This is a genomic window from Bradyrhizobium sp. BR14999 (assembly GCF_056106085.1).
In genome coordinates this window covers 7647376-7665773 of sequence record NZ_CM148536.1, presented here as the reverse complement: position 1 = coordinate 7665773, position 18398 = coordinate 7647376, and the positions used below count along the sequence as shown (strand labels likewise).

The window sequence follows — 18398 nt, the reverse complement described above, 5'->3', positions numbered from 1 at the left end:
CAAAGTGGCGCGCGATGGTGAATGCCGCCGTCGCGCACAGCACCAGCGTGGAAATCGCGCCGGTGACGCCGCGCGCGAGATGGGCCCGCGACAGATGCCTGGTCATGGTCTTGCTCCATGTTCAGCATGGAAATGGTGGTGCGCGAGGTTGGTTCCTTGCGGCACACGCGAATCGCGAAAGGCCTGATGACTTGCCCTGATTACTTGCGCAGCAGCTCGCTCAGGGCGGCCGTCGCCTCCGCGCAGCGGATGTCGTCGATCTCGCGCGACAGGCTGAGCGCGCTCGATCTCAGCTCTTCGATCTTCCAGCCCTCGGGATGCTGGCTTTCGAGTTGGCCGAGCCGCTTGTTCAGCTCGTCCAGTCTCGACTGGAGCTGCCCGATGCTGGCGGCCCCATTCACTTTCCAAACGCGCTGTGCACGCATCGTATTTCCCCTGCTGGTCTCACGGCGTTGTGAGAGCGGTTCGTGGCCGGAATGGGAGTTTCTTTTGTCCGGCTTCAGACGGTGGGGAACCGTTGCAGATTGGCAACGAAGTTCCCTTGTTATGGCGCACAATCGCATGATGAGACCTGCAGGCACAGAATTTGATTCCTACCCGCGAAGTCGAGGGCGTTTCCGCGGTATCGACGAACCGCAAAGCGAACAAAGGAAAGACACGTGGCGAGATTTGTGAATGTTGCGGCCGGTCAGCTTGGCCCGATCGCGAAAAGCGAGACGAGGACCGAGGTTGTGGCGCGGTTGATGGCCATGATGCACCGGGCGCACGCAGACGGCTGCGACCTGATCGTGTATCCCGAGCTCGCGCTAACCACGTTCTTTCCGCGCTGGTATTTTGAGGATCAGGCCGAAATCGACAAATTCTTCGAGCGCGAAATGCCGGGGGCGGAGACGCGAGGCCTGTTCGACCTCGCGCGCGAGCTCGGCATCGGGTTCTATCTCGGCTATGCCGAGCTGACGGTCGAGGCCGGGATCGCCAGACGCTACAACACCTCCGTCCTGGTCGACAGAAGCCGCGCGATCGTCTTGAAATATCGCAAGGTCCACTTGCCGGGCCATGCCGAGCACGAGCCGTGGCGCAAATTCCAGCATCTGGAGAAGCGCTATTTCGAGCCCGGCGCAGGTTTCGGTGTGACCAGCGCGTTCGGTGGCGTAATGGGCATGGCGATCTGCAACGACCGCCGCTGGAGCGAGACCTACCGGGTGATGGGCCTGCAGGGCGTCGAGATGGTGCTGATCGGCTACAACACGCCAGAGCACAATCCGCCCGCACCGGAGCACGACCATCTCTCGCTGTTTCACAACCATCTGGTGATGCAGGCCGGCGCCTATCAGAACGGCACCTTCGTGGTCGGCGTCGCCAAGGCCGGTATCGAGGAGGGCGTGGAGCACATCGGCGGCAGCTGCATCATCGCGCCCTCGGGCGAGATCGTTGCGAGTTGCACGACGAACGGCGACGAGATCGCGCTCGCCCGCTGCGATCTCGATCTCTGCAATTCCTACAAGCGGACGACGTTCAATTTCGACGTTCACCGCCGGCCACGGGCCTATGGGATGATCGTGGAGCGGAAGGGCGTGGCCACCATGGCGGATGGGACGCCGGTGCCGCCGAGGGCGTGATTGGCTTCGTGCCTTACCTTGCGACGCTGCTTTTCCGATGGCGGAGCCGATGCTCCATACTCCGTCATTGCGAGGAGCCCTTGCGACGAAGCAATCCAGGGTCTTGCCGCGGAGGGATTCTGGATTGCTTCGCTGCGCTCGCAATGACGACGTTGAGAGAGCATGCCTCACTCTTCTCTCGTGCCCCGGACGCAGCGCAGCGCCCTTCAGCGATGCGCTGCAGAGCCGGGGCCCATGTCTCCGAGCATTCCGTGCCGCCATCCGGGACACGAGCGTGGTGGGTCTGCTTGTCCGAGCGCCCCTCCGCCGCCCCTCCATTCACAACCAAGTGTCTTTATTCGGAAACGATCATTTCCTATCATTCCGCAATGCAAAAAGCCCCCCGCCGATCTCAGCCCGCCGCCCGTCCTCCGGGCCGCCCCCGGGAGTTCGACATGGACACCGCGCTCGACAGGGCCGTGCGCGTATTTCGCGAGCGCGGTTATCATGCCACCTCGATCGGCGACCTCACCGCGGCGATGCGGCTGGCCACGGGGAGCGTCTACAAGGCGTTTCGCGACAAGCATGCCGTGTTTCTGGCCGCCTTCGAACGCTACACCACGCTGCGCCAGGAGCAGACGCGCAGCGCTGCGGCGCGCGGCGCAAACGGCCGCGAGCAAATCCGCAACGTGTTGCTGTCCTACGTCGACCATTCCCAGGGCACCGAGGGGCGGCGCGGCTGCCTGGTCGTCGGCAGCGCGGTCGAACTGTCCGCGCTCGATCCGGTGGTCGGCGCCCGCGTCAATGCGCAGCTCAAGACAAACGAAAGCTTCATCGCCGGCCTCATTCGCAAGGGGCAGGCCGATGGCTCGATTCCCCGCCATGTCGCCGCCGACGACACCGCGCGGCTGATGATCTGCATCACGCAAGGCATGCGCGTCGTCGGCAAGGCGCGCCTGCCGCTCGACGGGATGCGCCTCGTCGCCGTCGCGATGAAGCTGCTTGCCTGAATTTTTTGTCATAATAGGGAATAGTCATTCCCTATTCATGGAGTCTATGCGAATGACGATGAATGCCACGATCGAGACCGCGCCGGATGCGGTGTCGCAACGCCTGACCTTCGTGCTTGCCGCGGCCTGTGGCATGGTCGCCGCCAACATCTATTATGCTCAGCCGCTGATCGCACCGATCAGCGCGGCGCTGGGCCTGTCGCATGCCGCCGCGGGGCTGATCGTCACCATGACGCAGATCGGCTATGGCGTGGGACTTCTCTTCATCGTGCCGCTCGGCGATCTCGTCGAGAACCGCTCGCTGATCTGCTCGGTCATCGCGCTCGGGGCGGCGGCACTGCTTGCCGCGGCGTTCGCGACCCACGCACTGCCATTCCTGATCGCCGCGCTGTTCATCGGGCTCGGCTCGGTCGCGGTGCAGATCATCATTCCCTATGCCGCGCATCTGGCGCCCGAGGCCATCCGCGGCCGCGTCGTCGGCAACGTCTCGACCGGCCTGATGCTCGGCATCATGCTGGCGCGCCCGGTGTCGAGCTTCGTCACGGCGGCGCTATCGTGGCATGCGGTGTTCTTCGGCTCGGCCGCGCTGATGATCGCGCTCGCAGCCGTGCTCTGGGTGACGCTGCCGACGCGCAAGCCGGTCGCGCGGATGCATTATGGCGCGTTGCTGCTGTCGATGCCGCAGCTGGTGCGCACGACGCCGCTGCTGCGCCGCCGCGCGCTCTACCAGGCGAGCCTGTTCGGCTGCTTCACGCTGTTCTGGACGGTGGCGCCGCTCCAGCTCGCGAACGCGTTCGGCTTCACCCAACGCGGCATCGCGCTGTTCGCGCTCGCCGGCGTCGCCGGCGTGTTCGCGGCGCCGATCGCAGGACGGCTCGCCGATCGCGGCCATAGCCGAATCGCGACGCTGGTCGCGATGCTGCTCGCGGCTGTCGGATTCCTGATCACGCATGTCGGCGCGGCCGGATCGCTGCTGAACCTCGCCTGCCTGGCAGTGGCTGCGATCGCGATCGACATCGGCGTGCAGGGCAATGTGGTGCTGGGCTTCCGCGCCATTTTCCTGCTCGGGCACGAGCACCGCAGCCGCCTCAACGGCCTCTACATGGCGACGTTCTTCGCCGCTGGCGCCGCCGGCTCCGCGCTCGGCGCCTTCGCCTTCGCGCAAGGCGGCTGGACTCTGGCATCGGCCATTGGCCTTGCCCTGCCGGTGGCCGGCTTGCTCTATGCGGCGACCGAGTAGCCGCCGGCATGGCCGGAATGGTGCGATACGGCCCGTTTACCAACCCCGCGAGGACGCAATTTCCGGCTCGCGGTCCGGCCGCCGCTGTAGTACTTTGGTCGCAAGCGGACCTGGTTAACAGGCGGCAGGGGGAGGCTGATGAGGCGTACGGGGCTGTTTGGCGTACCGAAGGTACGGCCATGGTCGTGGCAGGCGTTTCTGCTCGGATTCGTGGTCGTCGCGATGTCGGCGCTGCTTCAGGGGATTTGTGTCGCGCTCGGCGCAAAACTCTATTTCGCGGCGTTCCTGCCCGGCCTCTTCGTGCTCGGGCTTGTCGCAGGCGTGCCGGCGGCGACCCTCGCCACGCTGCTGACCATTCCGCTGGTGTGGTGGGCGTTCATGCCGCCCTTCTTCGAGTTCAATTCGCTGACCAGCGCGAACACCGATTCCATCAACCTGTTCTGCCTGCTGGCCGTGCTGCTGATCGGCCTCGCCGATCTCTGCCGCGAGACGATGGCGATCGTCAGCCGCTGCGGGCTGAAGCGCCCGGGCGAGAGCGCGGCAACGAATCCGCAATAAGTCGGCTTTGCACGACCGTACGCGTTGCGCGCGCGCAACAGTTCGGCAACCATCCGCGAGCCTGCCGCGCGCCGCTAACTTTTCGAAAAAGATTTGGCCGCAGTTTCTCCCGCGGGAATGACGAGGGAGTTTTCGGACATGAACGGCCAAATAACCGGGCACGCCATCTTGGAGAACGTGCGCCGCTATCGCGGCATCGCATCGCTCTATCGCCAGACCGCTGCATTCCGCCCGGGCCAGAGCTGGTCGCTGCTGGAGCAGGCGAGGGATTGGGAGGCGCGGGCGCTGTCGGAGCTGGAAGCCTATTTCGCGGCACGCGCAGATTACGCCGCCCCACTCGCGGCCTGATTGTTAACCATCGGCGCGGCCTCGGTCCATCTTGCCGAAGCTGCGATCGCCGGATCGTGCACGGGACACCACGGGGCGATTATGGAGTTGTCTCGGCACGCGCCTGTGCTAGCAACGGCTCATCGAGATCCTTCACGTCGGCCGGGGCAAGCGATGATCACCTTCAACCGCATCTTCACGACGGAGCGCCTGCTCCAGATCATCGTGGTTCTGATCGCGACGATCGCCATGAAGCTGATGAGCTGAGCTTCGGCTGCCTATCGCCCGCCGAGTTCGGGCACCTCGGGCAGATAGTTCGAGCCTTCCGAACCCAGAAAATCGAACATCGCCTGCGCCGGCGGCAGCAGCACCTTGTCGCTGCGGCGGATCACGTACCATTGCCGGACGATCGGCAGGCCGGCGACGTCGAGCACGATGAGCCGGCCCTCGGCGAGCTCATGCGCCACGGTGTGCGCCGAGATGAAGGCGATGCCGAGCCCGGCAATCACCGCCTGCTTGATGGTCTCGTTGCTGCTCATCTCCATGCCGATGATCGGCTCGAGATCCGACTTCTGGAACATGCCTTCCATCAGCGTCCGCGTGCCCGAGCCCGGCTCGCGGGTGAGGAAGGTCTCGTGCACGAGATCGGTCAGGTTGAGGCCGGAATCCTTCTCCAGCCAATGTCCCTTGCGCGCGACGATGATGTGCGGATTGCGCCCGAGCTGACGGACGTCGACCGTGACGTCGGCCGGTGGCCGACCCATCACGGCGAAATCGAGGTCGTAGCCGTGCATGGCCTCGCGGATCTCCTCGCGGTTGCCGATGGTGAGCTTGATCTCGATCTTGGGATAGCGCTTCGAGAATGCCGCGATCGCGTGCGGCACGAAATATTTTGCGGTCGAGACCGCACCGAGCTGCACCGTGCCGCCGGTCCGCCCCGCCAGCAGATCGAGCGAGCCCTGGCAGTCCATGATCGCGGCCTCGACCCGTTCGGCCAGCGCCAGCACCTCCTTGCCAGCCTCCGTCAGCAGCATGCCGTCACCGGTCCGCTGCACCAGCGGCAGGCCGGCGAGGTCCTGAAGCTGGCGGAGCTGCTGGGTCACGGCCGGTTGGGTCAGCCCGAGATGGCCGGAGGCCGCCGTCACGCTGCCCTTGGCCGAAAGCGCCGCGAGCGAGCGCAGCTGCCGGATCGTCAGATGCCGGAGCTGGGCCGCCGCATGGCCGGCACAATTATAAGAAAATTCTTTGAGGCTCATTATGAATAGAAATTTTCCTTATTAAGCTCGCCCTGTCAATCTCGTCGTGCTGGGACGGACCGCATCGACCCTCCAAGGGGGAGGGAAATGGATGCGGCGCCAGCAAGGGGATGGACGCAGATGACCGGGCAACTCAGGCTGGACGACCACCTTCAACGGTACTCAGAGACCGCGCCGCACGCGCTCGCCGTGGCGGCCGCAGTCGATGCCATCGCGGCAGCGGCGATCGAGATCGCCGACCTCATCGCCTCCGGCGATCTCGCCGACGCCTCGGGCCTGACGACCGGCCGCAACAGCGACGGCGATGTCCAGCGCGATCTCGACGTCCAGGCCGATGCGATCCTGCGCCGCTGTCTCGGCAGGCTGCCGATCGCGGCGCTGGCGTCGGAGGAGATGCGCGAGGCCCAGATCGTCGACCGCGAAGGCCGCATCTGCGTCGCGATCGACCCGCTCGACGGCTCCTCCAACATCGACATCAACATGACCGTCGGCACGATCTTCTCGATCCTGCCGGCACCCGATGATCTCTCACTCGCCTTCCATCAGCGCGGCTCGGCGCAGCTCGCGGCGGGCTTCGTCACCTATGGCCCGCAGACCTCGCTGGTGCTGACGCTCGGCGACGGCGTCGACATCTTCACGCTTGACCGTAAGGCGGGCTGCTTCCGCCTCGCGCGCAGCGGCGTGCAGATCTCCGAGGCCTGCGAGGAGTTCGCGATCAACGCGTCCAATCGCCGGCACTGGGACGCGCCGGTGCGCGCCTTCATCGACGAATGCCTCGCCGGTGTCGAAGGGCCCGCCAACCACGATTTCAACATGCGCTGGATCGGCTCGCTGGTCGCGGAGGCCTATCGCATCCTCACCCGCGGCGGTGTGTTCCTCTATCCCTCGGACGCGCGCCCCGGCTATGGCGACGGCCGCCTGCGCCTCACCTATGAGGCGCACCCGATGGCGATGATCATCGAGCAGGCCGGCGGCTCGGCCACGACCGGGCGCGAGCGCATCCTCGAGCTGTCTGCGCAAAGCCTGCATCAGCGCGTGCCGCTGATCATGGGCTCGAGCAACGAGGTGCGGCGGGTCGAGGAATTGCATTGCGATCCCCTGTTGGTTGCCAGCGTCTCCGCACCGCTGTTCGCGCGGCGCGGATTCTTCCGGCTCTGAGCGAGGCGTCCCATGTCCAGGAAGCATCCGATCATCTCCATCACCGGCTCCTCCGGCGCCGGCACCACTTCGGTCAAGAAGACCTTCGAGCAGATATTCTTCCGCGAGAAGGTCAACGCCGTCTACATCGAGGGCGACGCGTTCCATCGCTACGACCGCGCCGAGATGCGCGCGCAGATGGCGAAGGAGGCCGAGCGCGGCAACAAGCACTTCAGCCATTTCAGCCCCGAGACCAACCTGTTCGAGGAGCTGGAGCGCGCGTTCCGCGACTATGGCGAGACCGGCACCGCGACGACGCGTCACTACGTCCACGACGCCGAGGAATCCGCGCTGCATGGCGTGCCTCCCGGCACCTTCACCGAGTGGAAGCGGCTGCCGGAGAGTTCGGACCTGCTGTTCTACGAGGGCCTGCACGGCGCCGTCGTGACCGACAAGGTCAACGTCGCGCGCTATGCCGACCTCAAGATCGGCGTCGTGCCCGTCATCAATCTCGAATGGATCCAGAAGCTGCACCGTGATCGCAGCGCGCGCGGCTATTCGACCGAGGCCGTCACCGACACCATCCTGCGGCGGATGCCCGATTACATCCACTACATCTGCCCGCAATTCACCGAGACCGACATCAACTTCCAGCGTGTGCCGACGGTGGACACCTCCAATCCGTTCATCGCGCGCTGGATCCCGACGCCGGACGAATCAATGGTCGTGATCCGCTTCAAGAACCCACGCGGCATCGATTTCCCCTATCTGCTCTCGATGCTGCCGCAAAGCTGGATGTCGCGCGCGAATTCGATCGTCTGCCCCGGCGCCAAGCTCGATCTCGCGATGCAACTCATCCTGACGCCGCTGATCATGCAGCTGATCGAGCGCAAGCGGAGCCTGAAGTGACGCACAGAAATGACAACAACGGGAGGATCCGATGAATATCTCGGTTCATGCCGAAGCCGACCTTACGGCGGTCACGCATAACGATCTCGCCAACGCCGTCCGCTTCCTCGCGGTCGATGCCATCGAGACCTCGCAGTCGGGCCATCCCGGCCTGCCCATGGGCATGGCCGACGTCGCGACCGTGCTGTTCTCGCGCTTCCTCAAATTCGACTCGGCCCATCCCAACTGGCCCGACCGCGACCGCTTCGTGCTGTCGGCGGGCCACGGCTCGATGCTGCTCTATGCGCTGCTGCATCTGACCGGCGGCGATGTCAGCCTCGACGACATCAAGGCGTTCCGGCAATGGGGCTCCAGGACGCCGGGACATCCGGAATACGGCCACACGCCGGGCGTCGAGACCACGACTGGACCGCTGGGGCAGGGGATTGCGACGGCGGTCGGCATGGCGCTCGCCGAACGCATGGCCAATGCGCGGCATGGCGACGGCCTCGTCGATCACTTCACCTATGTGATCGCCGGCGACGGCTGCCTGATGGAGGGTATCAGCCAGGAGGCGATCTCGCTCGCCGGTCATCTCCAGCTCGCGCGTCTGATCGTGCTGTTCGACGACAACGGCATTTCCATCGACGGGCCGACCTCGCTCGCGACTTCCGACGACCAGCTCGCCCGCTTCGCCGCCTCCGGCTGGTCGGTGCGCCGTGTCGATGGACACGATCCCGAAGCCATTGCACAGGCAATTGCGCAAGAGCGTGAAACCACAAAGCCGTCGCTGATCGCCTGCCGCACCATCATCGGCTATGGCGCGCCTGATAGACAGGGCACCGAGAAGGCGCATGGTGCGCCGCTCGGCACCGAGCAGACCGCGGCCGCGCGGCGGACGCTGGGCTGGGACTATCAGCCCTTCGTGGTGCCGCTCCCGATCTCGAAGGCGTGGCGGATGATCGGACAGCGCGGGCAGGTCGCCCGTCTCGCTTGGCTCGATCGCTATGAACGTGCGACGCCCGAGCAGCGCGACCTGTTCGTCGAGGGTAAGGCCGTCGCCTTGCCGGGCGCCTATGCGCTGGCTGCGGCGAAGTTGCGCGAGCGCTTCGCCAGCGAGCGTCCGAAGATCGCAACGCGCCAGGCCTCGCAACAGGTGCTCGACGGCATCGCCGGGGCGATTCCGGGCTTGGTCGGCGGCTCCGCGGACCTCACGCATTCGAACCTCACGCATGCCAAGGTGCAGACTCCCGTCACGCGCGGGGCGTTCGCTGGCGACTACATCCACTACGGCATTCGCGAGCACGGCATGGCTGCCGCGATGAATGGCCTCGCGCTGCATGGTGGCTTCATCCCCTATGGCGGCACCTTCCTCGCCTTCTCCGACTACAGCCGGCCGGCGATTCGCCTTGCGGCCTTGATGCGGCTGCGCGTGGTCCATGTGATGACCCACGACTCCATTGGCCTCGGCGAGGACGGCCCGACGCACCAGCCGGTCGAGCATCTCGCCGCACTGCGGGTAATTCCGAACCTTCTGGTGTTCCGCCCCGCCGATGCGGTGGAGACGCTGGAAGCCTGGGATTGCGCACTCAGCACGGAGAGCCGTCCGTCCGTGTTGTGCTTGTCGCGTCAGGCCTTGCCGACCTTCCGCAGCGATGTCCGCGGCAGAAATCGTGTCGCGCGCGGCGCCTATCTCGTCGTCTCCCCTGACGGCGGCCGCGATGTGACGCTGATCGCGACCGGCTCGGAAGTGTCGATCGCGCTGGAGGCGGCCCGCCTGCTCGCGACCGAGCACATCCGCGCAGCAGTCGTCTCTGCACCCTGCTTCGCCCTGTTCGAGGAACAGCCAGACGACTACCGCGCCACGGTGCTCGGTACTGCACCGCGTGTCGGCATCGAGGCGGCCGTAGCGGGCGACTGGCCGCGCTGGATCGGCACTGAGGGCGAGTTCGTCGGCATGCGCGGCTTCGGCGCCTCGGCGCCGGCGCCCGTACTGTACCGCGAGTTCGGCATCACACCGCAAAGCATTGCGGAAGCCGCCCGGCGGGCGATCGCCCGCAAGAAACAATAAAACAATAAGGAGGATCAATCGTGGCTCGTATCACCCTTCGTCAATTGCTCGATCACGCCGCCAGCCACGGCTACGCGGTGCCCGCGTTCAACATCAACAACATGGAGCAGGGCATCGCGATCATGCAGGCGGCGGCCGAGGTCGATGCGCCGGTCATCATGCAGGCCTCGCGCGGTGCGCGCAGCTATGCCGGCGATCTCATGCTCTCGCACATGATCGATGCGCTGGAGCGGACCTATCCCGACATCCCGCTCTGCATGCACCAGGACCACGGCAATGACGAGGCGACCTGCGCCTCCGCCATAGCCCATGGCTTCACGTCGGTGATGATGGACGGCTCGCTCAAGGCCGACGCCAAGACGGCGGCCGATTATGACTACAATGTCGCGATCACCCGCCGTGTCGTCGACCTCGCCCATTGGGTCGGCGCATCCGTCGAAGGGGAGCTCGGCGTGCTCGGCTCGCTCGAGCATGGCGGCGGCGAGCAGGAGGATGGTCACGGCGTCGAGGGCAAGGTCAGCCACGACCAGCTGCTGACCGATCCGGACCAGGCCGTCGATTTCGTCCGCGCCACCAAGGTCGATGCGCTGGCGATCGCGATGGGCACCTCGCACGGCGCCTATAAGTTCAGCCGCAAGCCGGACGGCGACATTCTGGCGATGCGGGTGGTCGAGGAGATCCATCGCCGGCTGCCGAACACGCATCTCGTGATGCACGGTTCGTCCTCGGTGCCGCAGCCGCTGCAGGACATGTTCAACCAGTTCGGCGGCGAGATGCCGCAGACCTGGGGCGTGCCGGTCGAGGAGATCGTGCGCGGCATCCGAAGCGGCGTGCGCAAGGTCAATATCGACACTGACTGCCGTCTTGCGATGACTGCGGTATTCCGCAAGGTCGCCGCGCAAGCGCGCTCCGAGTTCGATCCACGAAAGTTCCTCAAGCCAGCGATGGATGCGATGCGCGAGCTTTGTCGCGAGCGCTTCGAGCAGTTCGGCACGGCAGGCCATGCCAGCAAGATCAAGGTCGTTCCGATGAGCGAGATGGCGCGGCGCTATCGCGCCGGCGAACTTGATCCGCGCATCGACGCCCGCGAACCGGTCGCTGCCTAGTCATTCAGAGAGAAGAGCAGGAGAGAGTCATGAACGCACACGCAGGAACCGTTCGCGGCAAGGAAAGATATCGCTCGGGCGTGATGGAATATAAGCGCATGGGCTATTGGGAGCCCGACTACACGCCAAAGGACACCGACGTTATCGCGCTGTTTCGCGTGACGCCGCAGGAGGGGGTCGACCCGATCGAGGCGTCGGCTGCGGTCGCCGGTGAATCCTCAACCGCGACCTGGACCGTGGTGTGGACCGACCGCCTGACCGCGGCGGAGAAATATCGCGCCAAGTGCTATCGCGTCGATCCGGTCCCGGGCTCGCCGGGCTCCTACTTCGCCTACATCGCCTATGATCTCGACCTGTTCGAGCCGGGCTCGATCGCCAACCTCTCGGCCTCGATCATCGGCAACGTGTTCGGCTTCAAGCCGCTCAAGGCGCTGCGTCTGGAGGACATGCGCTTCCCGGTCGCCTATGTGAAGACGTTCCAGGGACCGGCGACCGGCATCGTGGTCGAGCGCGAGCGGCTCGACAAGTTCGGCCGCCCTTTGCTGGGTGCGACCATCAAGCCCAAGCTCGGTCTTTCGGGGCGCAACTACGGCCGCGTGGTCTACGAGGCGCTGAAGGGCGGGCTCGACTTCACCAAGGACGATGAGAACATCAATTCGCAGCCCTTCATGCACTGGCGCGATCGCTTCCTCTACTGCATGGAGGCGGTGAACCGCGCGCAAGCGGCCTCGGGCGAAATCAAAGGCACCTACCTGAACATCACCGCGGGCACGATGGAGGACATGTACGAGCGCGCCGAGTTCGCGAAGGAGCTCGGGTCGTGCATCGTCATGATCGACCTCGTGATCGGCTACACCGCGATCCAGTCGATGGCGAAATGGGCGCGGCGCAACGACATGATTCTGCATCTCCATCGCGCCGGCCACTCGACCTATACGCGGCAGAAGAGCCACGGCGTGTCGTTCCGCGTCATCGCCAAGTGGATGCGGCTCGCCGGCGTCGACCACATTCATGCCGGCACGGTGGTCGGCAAGCTCGAGGGCGATCCGAACACCACGCGCGGCTATTACGACGTCTGCCGCGAAGATTTTAACCCGACGAAGCTAGAACACGGCATCTTCTTCGACCAGTCCTGGGCGAGCCTGAACAAGATGATGCCGGTCGCCTCCGGCGGCATCCATGCCGGGCAGATGCACCAGCTGCTCGACCTCTTGGGTGAAGACGTCGTGCTGCAATTCGGCGGCGGCACCATCGGCCATCCCATGGGCATTGCGGCCGGCGCGACCGCCAATCGCGTGGCGCTGGAAGCGATGATCCTCGCCCGCAACGAGGGTCGCGACTACGTCCACGAAGGTCCGGAGATCCTCGCCAAGGCGGCCGAGACCTGCACGCCGCTGAAGGCCGCGCTCGAAGTCTGGAAGGACGTCACCTTCAACTATCAATCCACCGACACGCCGGACTTCGTGCCGACGGCGCTGGAAACCGTTTGAGGAGATTCACATGAAACTGACCCAGGGCTGCTTCTCATACCTGCCTGATCTGACCGATGACCAGATCTACAGCCAGGTGCAGTACTGCCTCGCCAAAGGCTGGGCTGTGAACATCGAGTTCACCGACGATCCGCATCCCCGCAACACTTATTGGGAGATGTGGGGCCTGCCGATGTTCGATCTCCAGGATGCCGCCGGCGTGATGATGGAGCTCGCCGAGTGCCGCAGGGTGTACGGCGACCGCTACATCCGCATCAGCGGCTTCGATTCCAGCCACGGCTGGGAATCGGTGCGCATCTCCTTCCTCGTCAACCGGCCGAAGCAGGAGGCGGAGCTCGAGCTGGTGCGGCAGGAGGTGGGCGGCCGCGCAATCCGTTACACGACCGTGCGCCGACCGGCCGCGCAAGCGTCAACTTAAGGCATCCGCTTCCGCGCGGAGCTCTCCCTGCTCCGCATCCTTGGCGGACCACTGCTTCGCCGCTCCCCCCGCGGCGAAGCCCTTTTCTTCGAGGTGCCGATGCTCGATGTGCCCCACGCAACGATGACCGAACAGAGCGAGACCAGTTTCGATCTCCGCAAGGAGGCCGAAGCGGCCGGGATCACCGACACGCTGCAACAGCTCGAGCACGAACTGGTCGGATTGAAGCCGGTGAAGAACCGCGTGCGCCAGATCGCCTCGCTGCTGTTGATCGAGCGCATTCGGCAGCGCGCTGGATTGGCCTCCGCGCCGCCGACGCTGCACATGTCGTTCACCGGCAATCCCGGCACCGGCAAGACCACGGTGGCGCTGCGCATGGCCAAGATCCTGCACGGCCTCGGCTTCGTGCGGCGAGGGCAGGTGATCTCGGTCACGCGCGACGATCTCGTCGGCCAATATATCGGCCACACCGCCCCGAAGACCAAGGAGATATTGAAGAAGGCGATGGGCGGCGTGCTGTTCATCGACGAGGCCTATTATCTCCATCGCCCCGACAACGAGCGCGACTACGGCCAGGAGGCGATCGAAATCCTGCTCCAGGTGATGGAGAACCAGCGCGAGGATTTGGTCGTGATCCTTGCCGGCTATGGGGAGCGGATGACGAGCTTCTTCGCCTCCAATCCCGGTTTCCGTTCGCGCATCGCGCACCACATCGAATTTCCGGACTATGCCGAAGCCGAGCTGCTCGTCATCGCCGAGCTGATGCTGAAGGAGCGCGGCTATCGCTTCTCGGCAGCGGCGCGCGAGGCGTTCGAAAAATACATCGCGCTGCGCCGTACCCAGCCGTTCTTCTCCAATGCGCGCTCGATCCGCAACGCCGTCGACCGCATTCGCCTGCGGCAGGCCGATCGCCTGGTGTCCGATCTCGATCGCATGCTCGACGTCGCCGACCTCGAAACCATCGATCCCATGGACGTCCTGGCGAGCCGCGTCTTCAGCGGCGGCGCCGACTCGCGGAGTACAAAATCATGACGAGAGAGATGATCATTGCGCCTTCGATCCTGGCCGCGGATTTCGCGCGTCTCGGCGAGGAGATCGCGGCGATCGATACGGCCGGGGCCGACTGGATCCATTGCGACGTCATGGATGGACACTTCGTGCCGAACATCAGCTTTGGCGCGGACGTCATCAAGGCAATCCGGCCGCTGACGAAGAAAGTCTTCGACGTGCATCTCATGATCGCGCCTGTTGATCCTTACCTCGAGGCGTTCGCGAAGGCCGGTGCGGACGTCATCACCGTGCACGTCGAAGCCGGCCCGCATCTCGACCGTTCGCTTCAGGCGATCCGCGCGCTCGGCAGGAAAGCCGGCGTTAGCCTGTGTCCCGCGACCCCGGAGAGCGCGATCGAGTATGTGCTCGATCGTCTCGACCTCGTGCTGGTGATGACGGTCAATCCCGGCTTCGGCGGCCAGTCCTTCCTCGACTCCCAGCTGGCGAAGATCGCACGGATCAAGGCCATGATCGGCGACCGGCCGATCCGGCTCGAGGTCGATGGCGGTATCACGCGCGACAATGCCGCTGCCGTGGCTGCCGCGGGCGCCGATACGCTTGTGGCGGGGTCCGCCGTGTTTCGCGGCAAGAGCGCCGCCGAATACGCATCCAATATTGCGGCCATTCGCACCGCCGCCGAGGCCGGCCAGGTTCCAAAGACGAAAGATAATGCCGCGCGGCCGCTGCGCGTCGGAGAAAGTGCGCGCATCCGGTAGACTACGGAGAGCATCACCAGGCGATTACGCCGAGGTATCGATCGCTTCATAGCGCGCATTTTTCTCCGGGGTCCTACGGAGAATCCAGCGCGAATCGGCAACACCCTTCATGCCAGGGTAACCAAGAGCGCCAAAGCACGCGTTCGATTAATGCACCGCGCTACAATCTGTGGTTTAATAACTGCAGAGGCGTGGATGCACATTCAATATCTTCATTGGAATACTGCCCATGGCTGGCGCGGAGCTGATCCACTGCTCGGGCCCGCTCAGCTCGTGCTCTATTTCGGCAGCCGTGAGGAGCTATCTCGATCTCGTCGGCGTGACCGTCGACCGCCGCCTCTACGCCTAGCCCATGGCGTGGGCGGCGGGAATTCAGAGCGAGAGTCTGCGTCGACTGGAACTTTGGCTTCCTTGGGCATTTGCTAGAACTAGCCGAAGTCGGCGCCGCGGCGGGCGCAGCAAAACTTTTGCATGACCGCCATCGGCCTGACGCAAATCCGGGCAATAAGCCCTGTGAATGCGAGGGAGGGTCTCATGGAGAACGTACGTCGCTACCGGGCGCTGGCGTCCCTCTGTCGTCAGCAGGCCGCCTACCGGCCGCTCCAGAACTGGGAGCTCCTCGGCCAGGCCGAACATTTCGAATATCTCGCGGAAGTCGAGCTCAAGGCGCATTTCGACGCGTGCAATGCACAAGGCGGCGAGGACGTCGCTGAAGCCGTCGCATTGAAGACACCTGCCGCGGCGTAGCAGCGGCGGGCCGGCTCGGCTCAGTGCGACATCAGCGTCGGAACCGTCATGGCCTCCAGCATGGCGCGGGTGACGCCGCCGAGAAAACGCTCCTGCAATCGCGAATGGCCGTAGCCGCCCATCACCAGGAGATCGAGGCTCTCATCGGCCGCCAGAGACAGGATCGTGGGCTGGATGTCGGCGCGCGTGGCCGACAGGCCGACCGTGCGGGTCGAGAGCCCGCGCCGGCCGAGATGTCTTGCCAGATTGGTCGCTGAAGCTTCGCCGCAGGCCACATCGGCTTCGTTGATCGTGATGATCACGATTGCCTCGGCGCGGGCCAGGAACGGGGCTGCGTCGCGCATTGCGCGGGCAGCGAGGGGGCTGCCGTCCCAGCAAATGCCGATCCGGTTCGCCTTGAAGGTCCCGCGGAAGGTGTACGGCAGGAACAGCACCGGGCCGCCCGCCTGGAACAGGATCTCGCCGGGCATGTCGTTGTCGAACGAGCCTTGCGTCGGATCGGGCTGGAGCACGATGCTGAGGTCGTGCAGTCGCGCCATCTCGCCGAGCGTGCCGGCTGCATCCATCGGGATCGCGCCGAGCGGGTGGCAGGCGTAGGAGATGCCCGCGTTCGCCGCTTCGCTCCTGAATATTGCGAGCGCGGCCTCGGCCCGCTCCATTGCGCGCTCGCGTTCCAGCTCGAACACGGCCGCCACGGCGGCGCCACCCTCCATGACGTAAGCCGCACTGGTTGCGATATAGCCGACCGCGACCGCGTCGAGATGGGCGTTGAGGTGCGCCGCGAGCGAGATCGAGCCATCGATCGCGGGACGCATCGGACGCTCGGTCGGGATGTGGACGAGAATGTCTTTATACATGGCGCGCCTCCGATGAACATCATGCGGTGACGCAGTTTTTCACTGCACGAAGGACCTGCGTTGAGCTGCATCAATGTGCAGCGACGAACTCGCCGCGGGGCCCGGTCCCAATCCTTTGCCAAGATTTAATCGCCTGGACGGGACGCCGTAAGGTGGCAACGCCCATGTTACGCGCAAGGCGACACCTGCTCAACATGGACATTTCGACATGAACGATCGCGTCAATTCCGACACCCCCACGTCCCGCAAGATCTTGAGGCCGCGCAGGCTCGCGCTGCTCGGCACCGCAGCCGCGCTTGGCGCGGCCGTGCTGGCGGCTGCTCCCGGTGCTTCGCCATTCGGCCTGACCTCCTTTGTCGCGCCGGCCCAGGCCGCGGAAACGGCTGCGACCCCGCCGGGCTTTGGCGATCTCGTGGCCAAGGTCAAACCCGCCGTCATCTCGGTGCGGGTCAGAATCGACCAGGACAGCGACAAGAGCGCGATGCTGCAACATAATCGGATGGATTCGGACGAAGACTCGCCGTTCGACCAGTTCTCGCGACAGTTCGGCTTCCGCTTCCCGGATGGTGGCATGAACGGCATGCCGCGTCAGCGCCACCAGATGATCACGGGCGAGGGCTCGGGCTTCTTCATCTCCGCCGACGGCTATGCCGTGACCAACAACCACGTCGTCGATCACGCCGAGTCCGTGCAGGTGACCATGGACGACGGCACGACCTACACCGCGAAGGTCGTCGGCACCGATCCGAAGACCGATCTCGCGCTAATCAAGGTCGACGGCAAGAAGGATTTTCCGTTCGTCAAGTTCTCCGATCAGAAGCCGCGCATCGGCGATTGGGTGGTCGCGGTCGGCAATCCCTTCGGGCTCGGCGGCACCGTCACCGCCGGCATCGTCTCGGCCAGCGGCCGCGACATCGGCAATGGTCCTTATGACGACTTCATCCAGATCGACGCGCCGATCAACAAAGGCAATTCCGGCGGTCCCGCTTTCGACATGAACGGCAACGTGATCGGCGTGAACACCGCGATCTTCTCGCCCTCCGGCGGTTCGGTCGGCATCGGCTTCGACATTCCGGCCACGACCGCAAAACTGGTGGTGGCGCAGTTGAAGGACAAGGGCGCGGTCACCCGCGGCTGGCTCGGCGTGCAGGTGCAGCCGGTGACGTCGGATATCGCCGATAGCCTCGGACTGAAGCAGGCGCGCGGCGCGATCGTCGACAATCCGCAACCCGACAGCCCGGCGGCGAAGGCCGGCATCGAGGCGGGCGACGTCATCACCGCCGTCAACGGCACGGCAGTCAAGGATTCCCGCGATCTCGCCCGCACCATCGCCACCCTGGCGCCCGGCAGCTCAGTCAAGCTCGACGTCTTCCACAACGGCGAGAGCAAGACGGTGACGCTGGCGCTCGGCGAACTGCCGAACGAACGGCAGGCTCAAGGCAAGGCCTATGACGGCAAGGTGCAGCCGGGCGCCGGCACGCCGCGCCTCGGGCTTGGTCTGGCTCCGGCCGGCGATGTGCAGGGCGCCGGCCAGAAGGGTGTCGTCGTCACCGAGGTTGATCCGGAAGGGCCGGCCGCGCAGCGCGGCATCAAGACCGGTGACGTCATCCTCAATGTCGGTGGCAAGGCTGTCAGCAATGTCGGCGATGTGCGCTCGGAGCTGGCGCAGGCCAAATCGTCCGGCAAGCGCAGCGTGCTGTTGCAGGTCAGAAGCGCGGATGCCACCCGGTTCGTCGCGGTGCCACTCGCGTAAGGCGAACCTCGATCGGTACAATTCAAAAAGGCGGCCCTCGGGCCGCCCTTCGCATTCGCACCCACAGGTCACCCGATAACATTCTCGTTAACGGCAGGGAGGGTGACCCGGTTCGTCCGAAAAAGCCGTGTTCGGTCATCACACTTTCTGGTCGGGCATCTGCTCGGCGGCAGTGC

The 18398-nt window shown here is 65.0% G+C and carries 18 protein-coding genes; 15 read left to right on the top strand and 3 right to left on the bottom strand.

Annotation, left to right across the window (positions count from 1 at the left end):
* Positions 1-200: 200 nt before the first annotated feature.
* Positions 201-425 carry a hypothetical protein gene (locus tag ACR9YP_RS35875; RefSeq protein ID WP_438111634.1) on the bottom strand — a complete coding sequence of 75 codons (225 nt, stop codon included), beginning with the start codon at positions 423-425 and terminating at the stop codon, positions 201-203.
* Between the two features lie 234 nt (positions 426-659).
* Here ACR9YP_RS35875 and ACR9YP_RS35870 point away from each other — a divergent pair, with 234 nt between their 5' ends.
* The 5 genes from ACR9YP_RS35870 to ACR9YP_RS35850 all read left to right on the top strand — a co-directional run bounded on the left by ACR9YP_RS35870 (position 660) and on the right by ACR9YP_RS35850 (position 4754).
* A complete protein-coding gene (locus ACR9YP_RS35870; RefSeq protein WP_474218233.1) occupies positions 660-1619 on the top strand; it encodes an N-carbamoyl-D-amino-acid hydrolase in 960 nt (319 codons plus the stop codon).
* A gap of 434 nt (positions 1620-2053) precedes the next feature.
* A complete protein-coding gene (locus tag ACR9YP_RS35865; protein ID WP_438111638.1) occupies positions 2054-2608 on the top strand; it encodes a TetR/AcrR family transcriptional regulator in 555 nt (184 codons plus the stop codon).
* Positions 2609-2660: 52 nt separating this feature from the next.
* A complete protein-coding gene (locus ACR9YP_RS35860) occupies positions 2661-3848 on the top strand; it encodes an MFS transporter (protein ID WP_474218232.1) in 1188 nt (395 codons plus the stop codon).
* Between the two features lie 138 nt (positions 3849-3986).
* Positions 3987-4406: a DUF4118 domain-containing protein gene (locus tag ACR9YP_RS35855; RefSeq protein WP_474218231.1), complete on the top strand. Its 420-nt coding sequence runs from the start codon at positions 3987-3989 to the stop codon at positions 4404-4406.
* Between the two features lie 138 nt (positions 4407-4544).
* A complete protein-coding gene (locus tag ACR9YP_RS35850; RefSeq protein WP_091892639.1) occupies positions 4545-4754 on the top strand; it encodes a hypothetical protein in 210 nt (69 codons plus the stop codon).
* A gap of 257 nt (positions 4755-5011) precedes the next feature.
* On the opposite strand, the gene ACR9YP_RS35845 is transcribed toward ACR9YP_RS35850, so the two are convergent.
* Entirely contained in the window at positions 5012-5989 is a 978-nt protein-coding gene (locus ACR9YP_RS35845) for a LysR family transcriptional regulator (RefSeq protein ID WP_474218230.1), read from the bottom strand.
* A gap of 120 nt (positions 5990-6109) precedes the next feature.
* Here ACR9YP_RS35845 and ACR9YP_RS35840 point away from each other — a divergent pair, with 120 nt between their 5' ends.
* The 9 genes from ACR9YP_RS35840 (at position 6110) to ACR9YP_RS35800 (ending at position 15612) form a co-directional block, all read left to right on the top strand.
* Complete coding sequence (locus ACR9YP_RS35840; protein ID WP_370984904.1) at positions 6110-7147, top strand: class 1 fructose-bisphosphatase; 1038 nt, start codon at positions 6110-6112, stop codon at positions 7145-7147.
* Positions 7148-7159: 12 nt separating this feature from the next.
* On the top strand, positions 7160-8035 hold the full coding sequence (locus tag ACR9YP_RS35835) for a phosphoribulokinase (RefSeq protein ID WP_474218229.1): 876 nt from the start codon (positions 7160-7162) through the stop codon (positions 8033-8035).
* Between the two features lie 31 nt (positions 8036-8066).
* Positions 8067-10085, top strand: coding sequence for a transketolase (tkt, locus tag ACR9YP_RS35830; RefSeq protein WP_474218228.1), 2019 nt, complete (start codon positions 8067-8069; stop codon positions 10083-10085).
* A gap of 20 nt (positions 10086-10105) precedes the next feature.
* A complete protein-coding gene (fba, locus tag ACR9YP_RS35825; protein WP_091892520.1) occupies positions 10106-11191 on the top strand; it encodes a class II fructose-bisphosphate aldolase in 1086 nt (361 codons plus the stop codon).
* Between the two features lie 29 nt (positions 11192-11220).
* Positions 11221-12681 carry a form I ribulose bisphosphate carboxylase large subunit gene (locus tag ACR9YP_RS35820; protein ID WP_474218227.1) on the top strand — a complete coding sequence of 487 codons (1461 nt, stop codon included), beginning with the start codon at positions 11221-11223 and terminating at the stop codon, positions 12679-12681.
* A 10-nt stretch (positions 12682-12691) separates the two neighbouring features.
* Positions 12692-13099, top strand: coding sequence for a ribulose bisphosphate carboxylase small subunit (locus tag ACR9YP_RS35815; protein ID WP_438111646.1), 408 nt, complete (start codon positions 12692-12694; stop codon positions 13097-13099).
* A gap of 99 nt (positions 13100-13198) precedes the next feature.
* Positions 13199-14131 carry a CbbX protein gene (gene cbbX / locus ACR9YP_RS35810; protein WP_474218226.1) on the top strand — a complete coding sequence of 311 codons (933 nt, stop codon included), beginning with the start codon at positions 13199-13201 and terminating at the stop codon, positions 14129-14131.
* Positions 14128-14865, top strand: a complete 738-nt coding sequence (gene rpe, locus ACR9YP_RS35805) for a ribulose-phosphate 3-epimerase (protein WP_474218225.1) — start codon at positions 14128-14130, stop codon at positions 14863-14865. Before cbbX ends, rpe begins: the two co-directional genes overlap by 4 nt.
* A 534-nt stretch (positions 14866-15399) precedes the next feature.
* On the top strand, positions 15400-15612 hold the full coding sequence (locus ACR9YP_RS35800; protein WP_091892637.1) for a hypothetical protein: 213 nt from the start codon (positions 15400-15402) through the stop codon (positions 15610-15612).
* A gap of 20 nt (positions 15613-15632) precedes the next feature.
* On the opposite strand, the gene ACR9YP_RS35795 is transcribed toward ACR9YP_RS35800, so the two are convergent.
* On the bottom strand, positions 15633-16469 hold the full coding sequence (locus ACR9YP_RS35795) for a universal stress protein (RefSeq protein ID WP_474218224.1): 837 nt from the start codon (positions 16467-16469) through the stop codon (positions 15633-15635).
* A gap of 208 nt (positions 16470-16677) precedes the next feature.
* On the opposite strand from ACR9YP_RS35795, the gene ACR9YP_RS35790 reads away from it, so the two are divergent.
* Positions 16678-18222 (top strand): Do family serine endopeptidase, encoded by a 1545-nt coding sequence (locus ACR9YP_RS35790; protein ID WP_474218223.1) that lies wholly within the window; start codon positions 16678-16680, stop codon positions 18220-18222.
* Positions 18223-18398 lie beyond the last annotated feature (176 nt).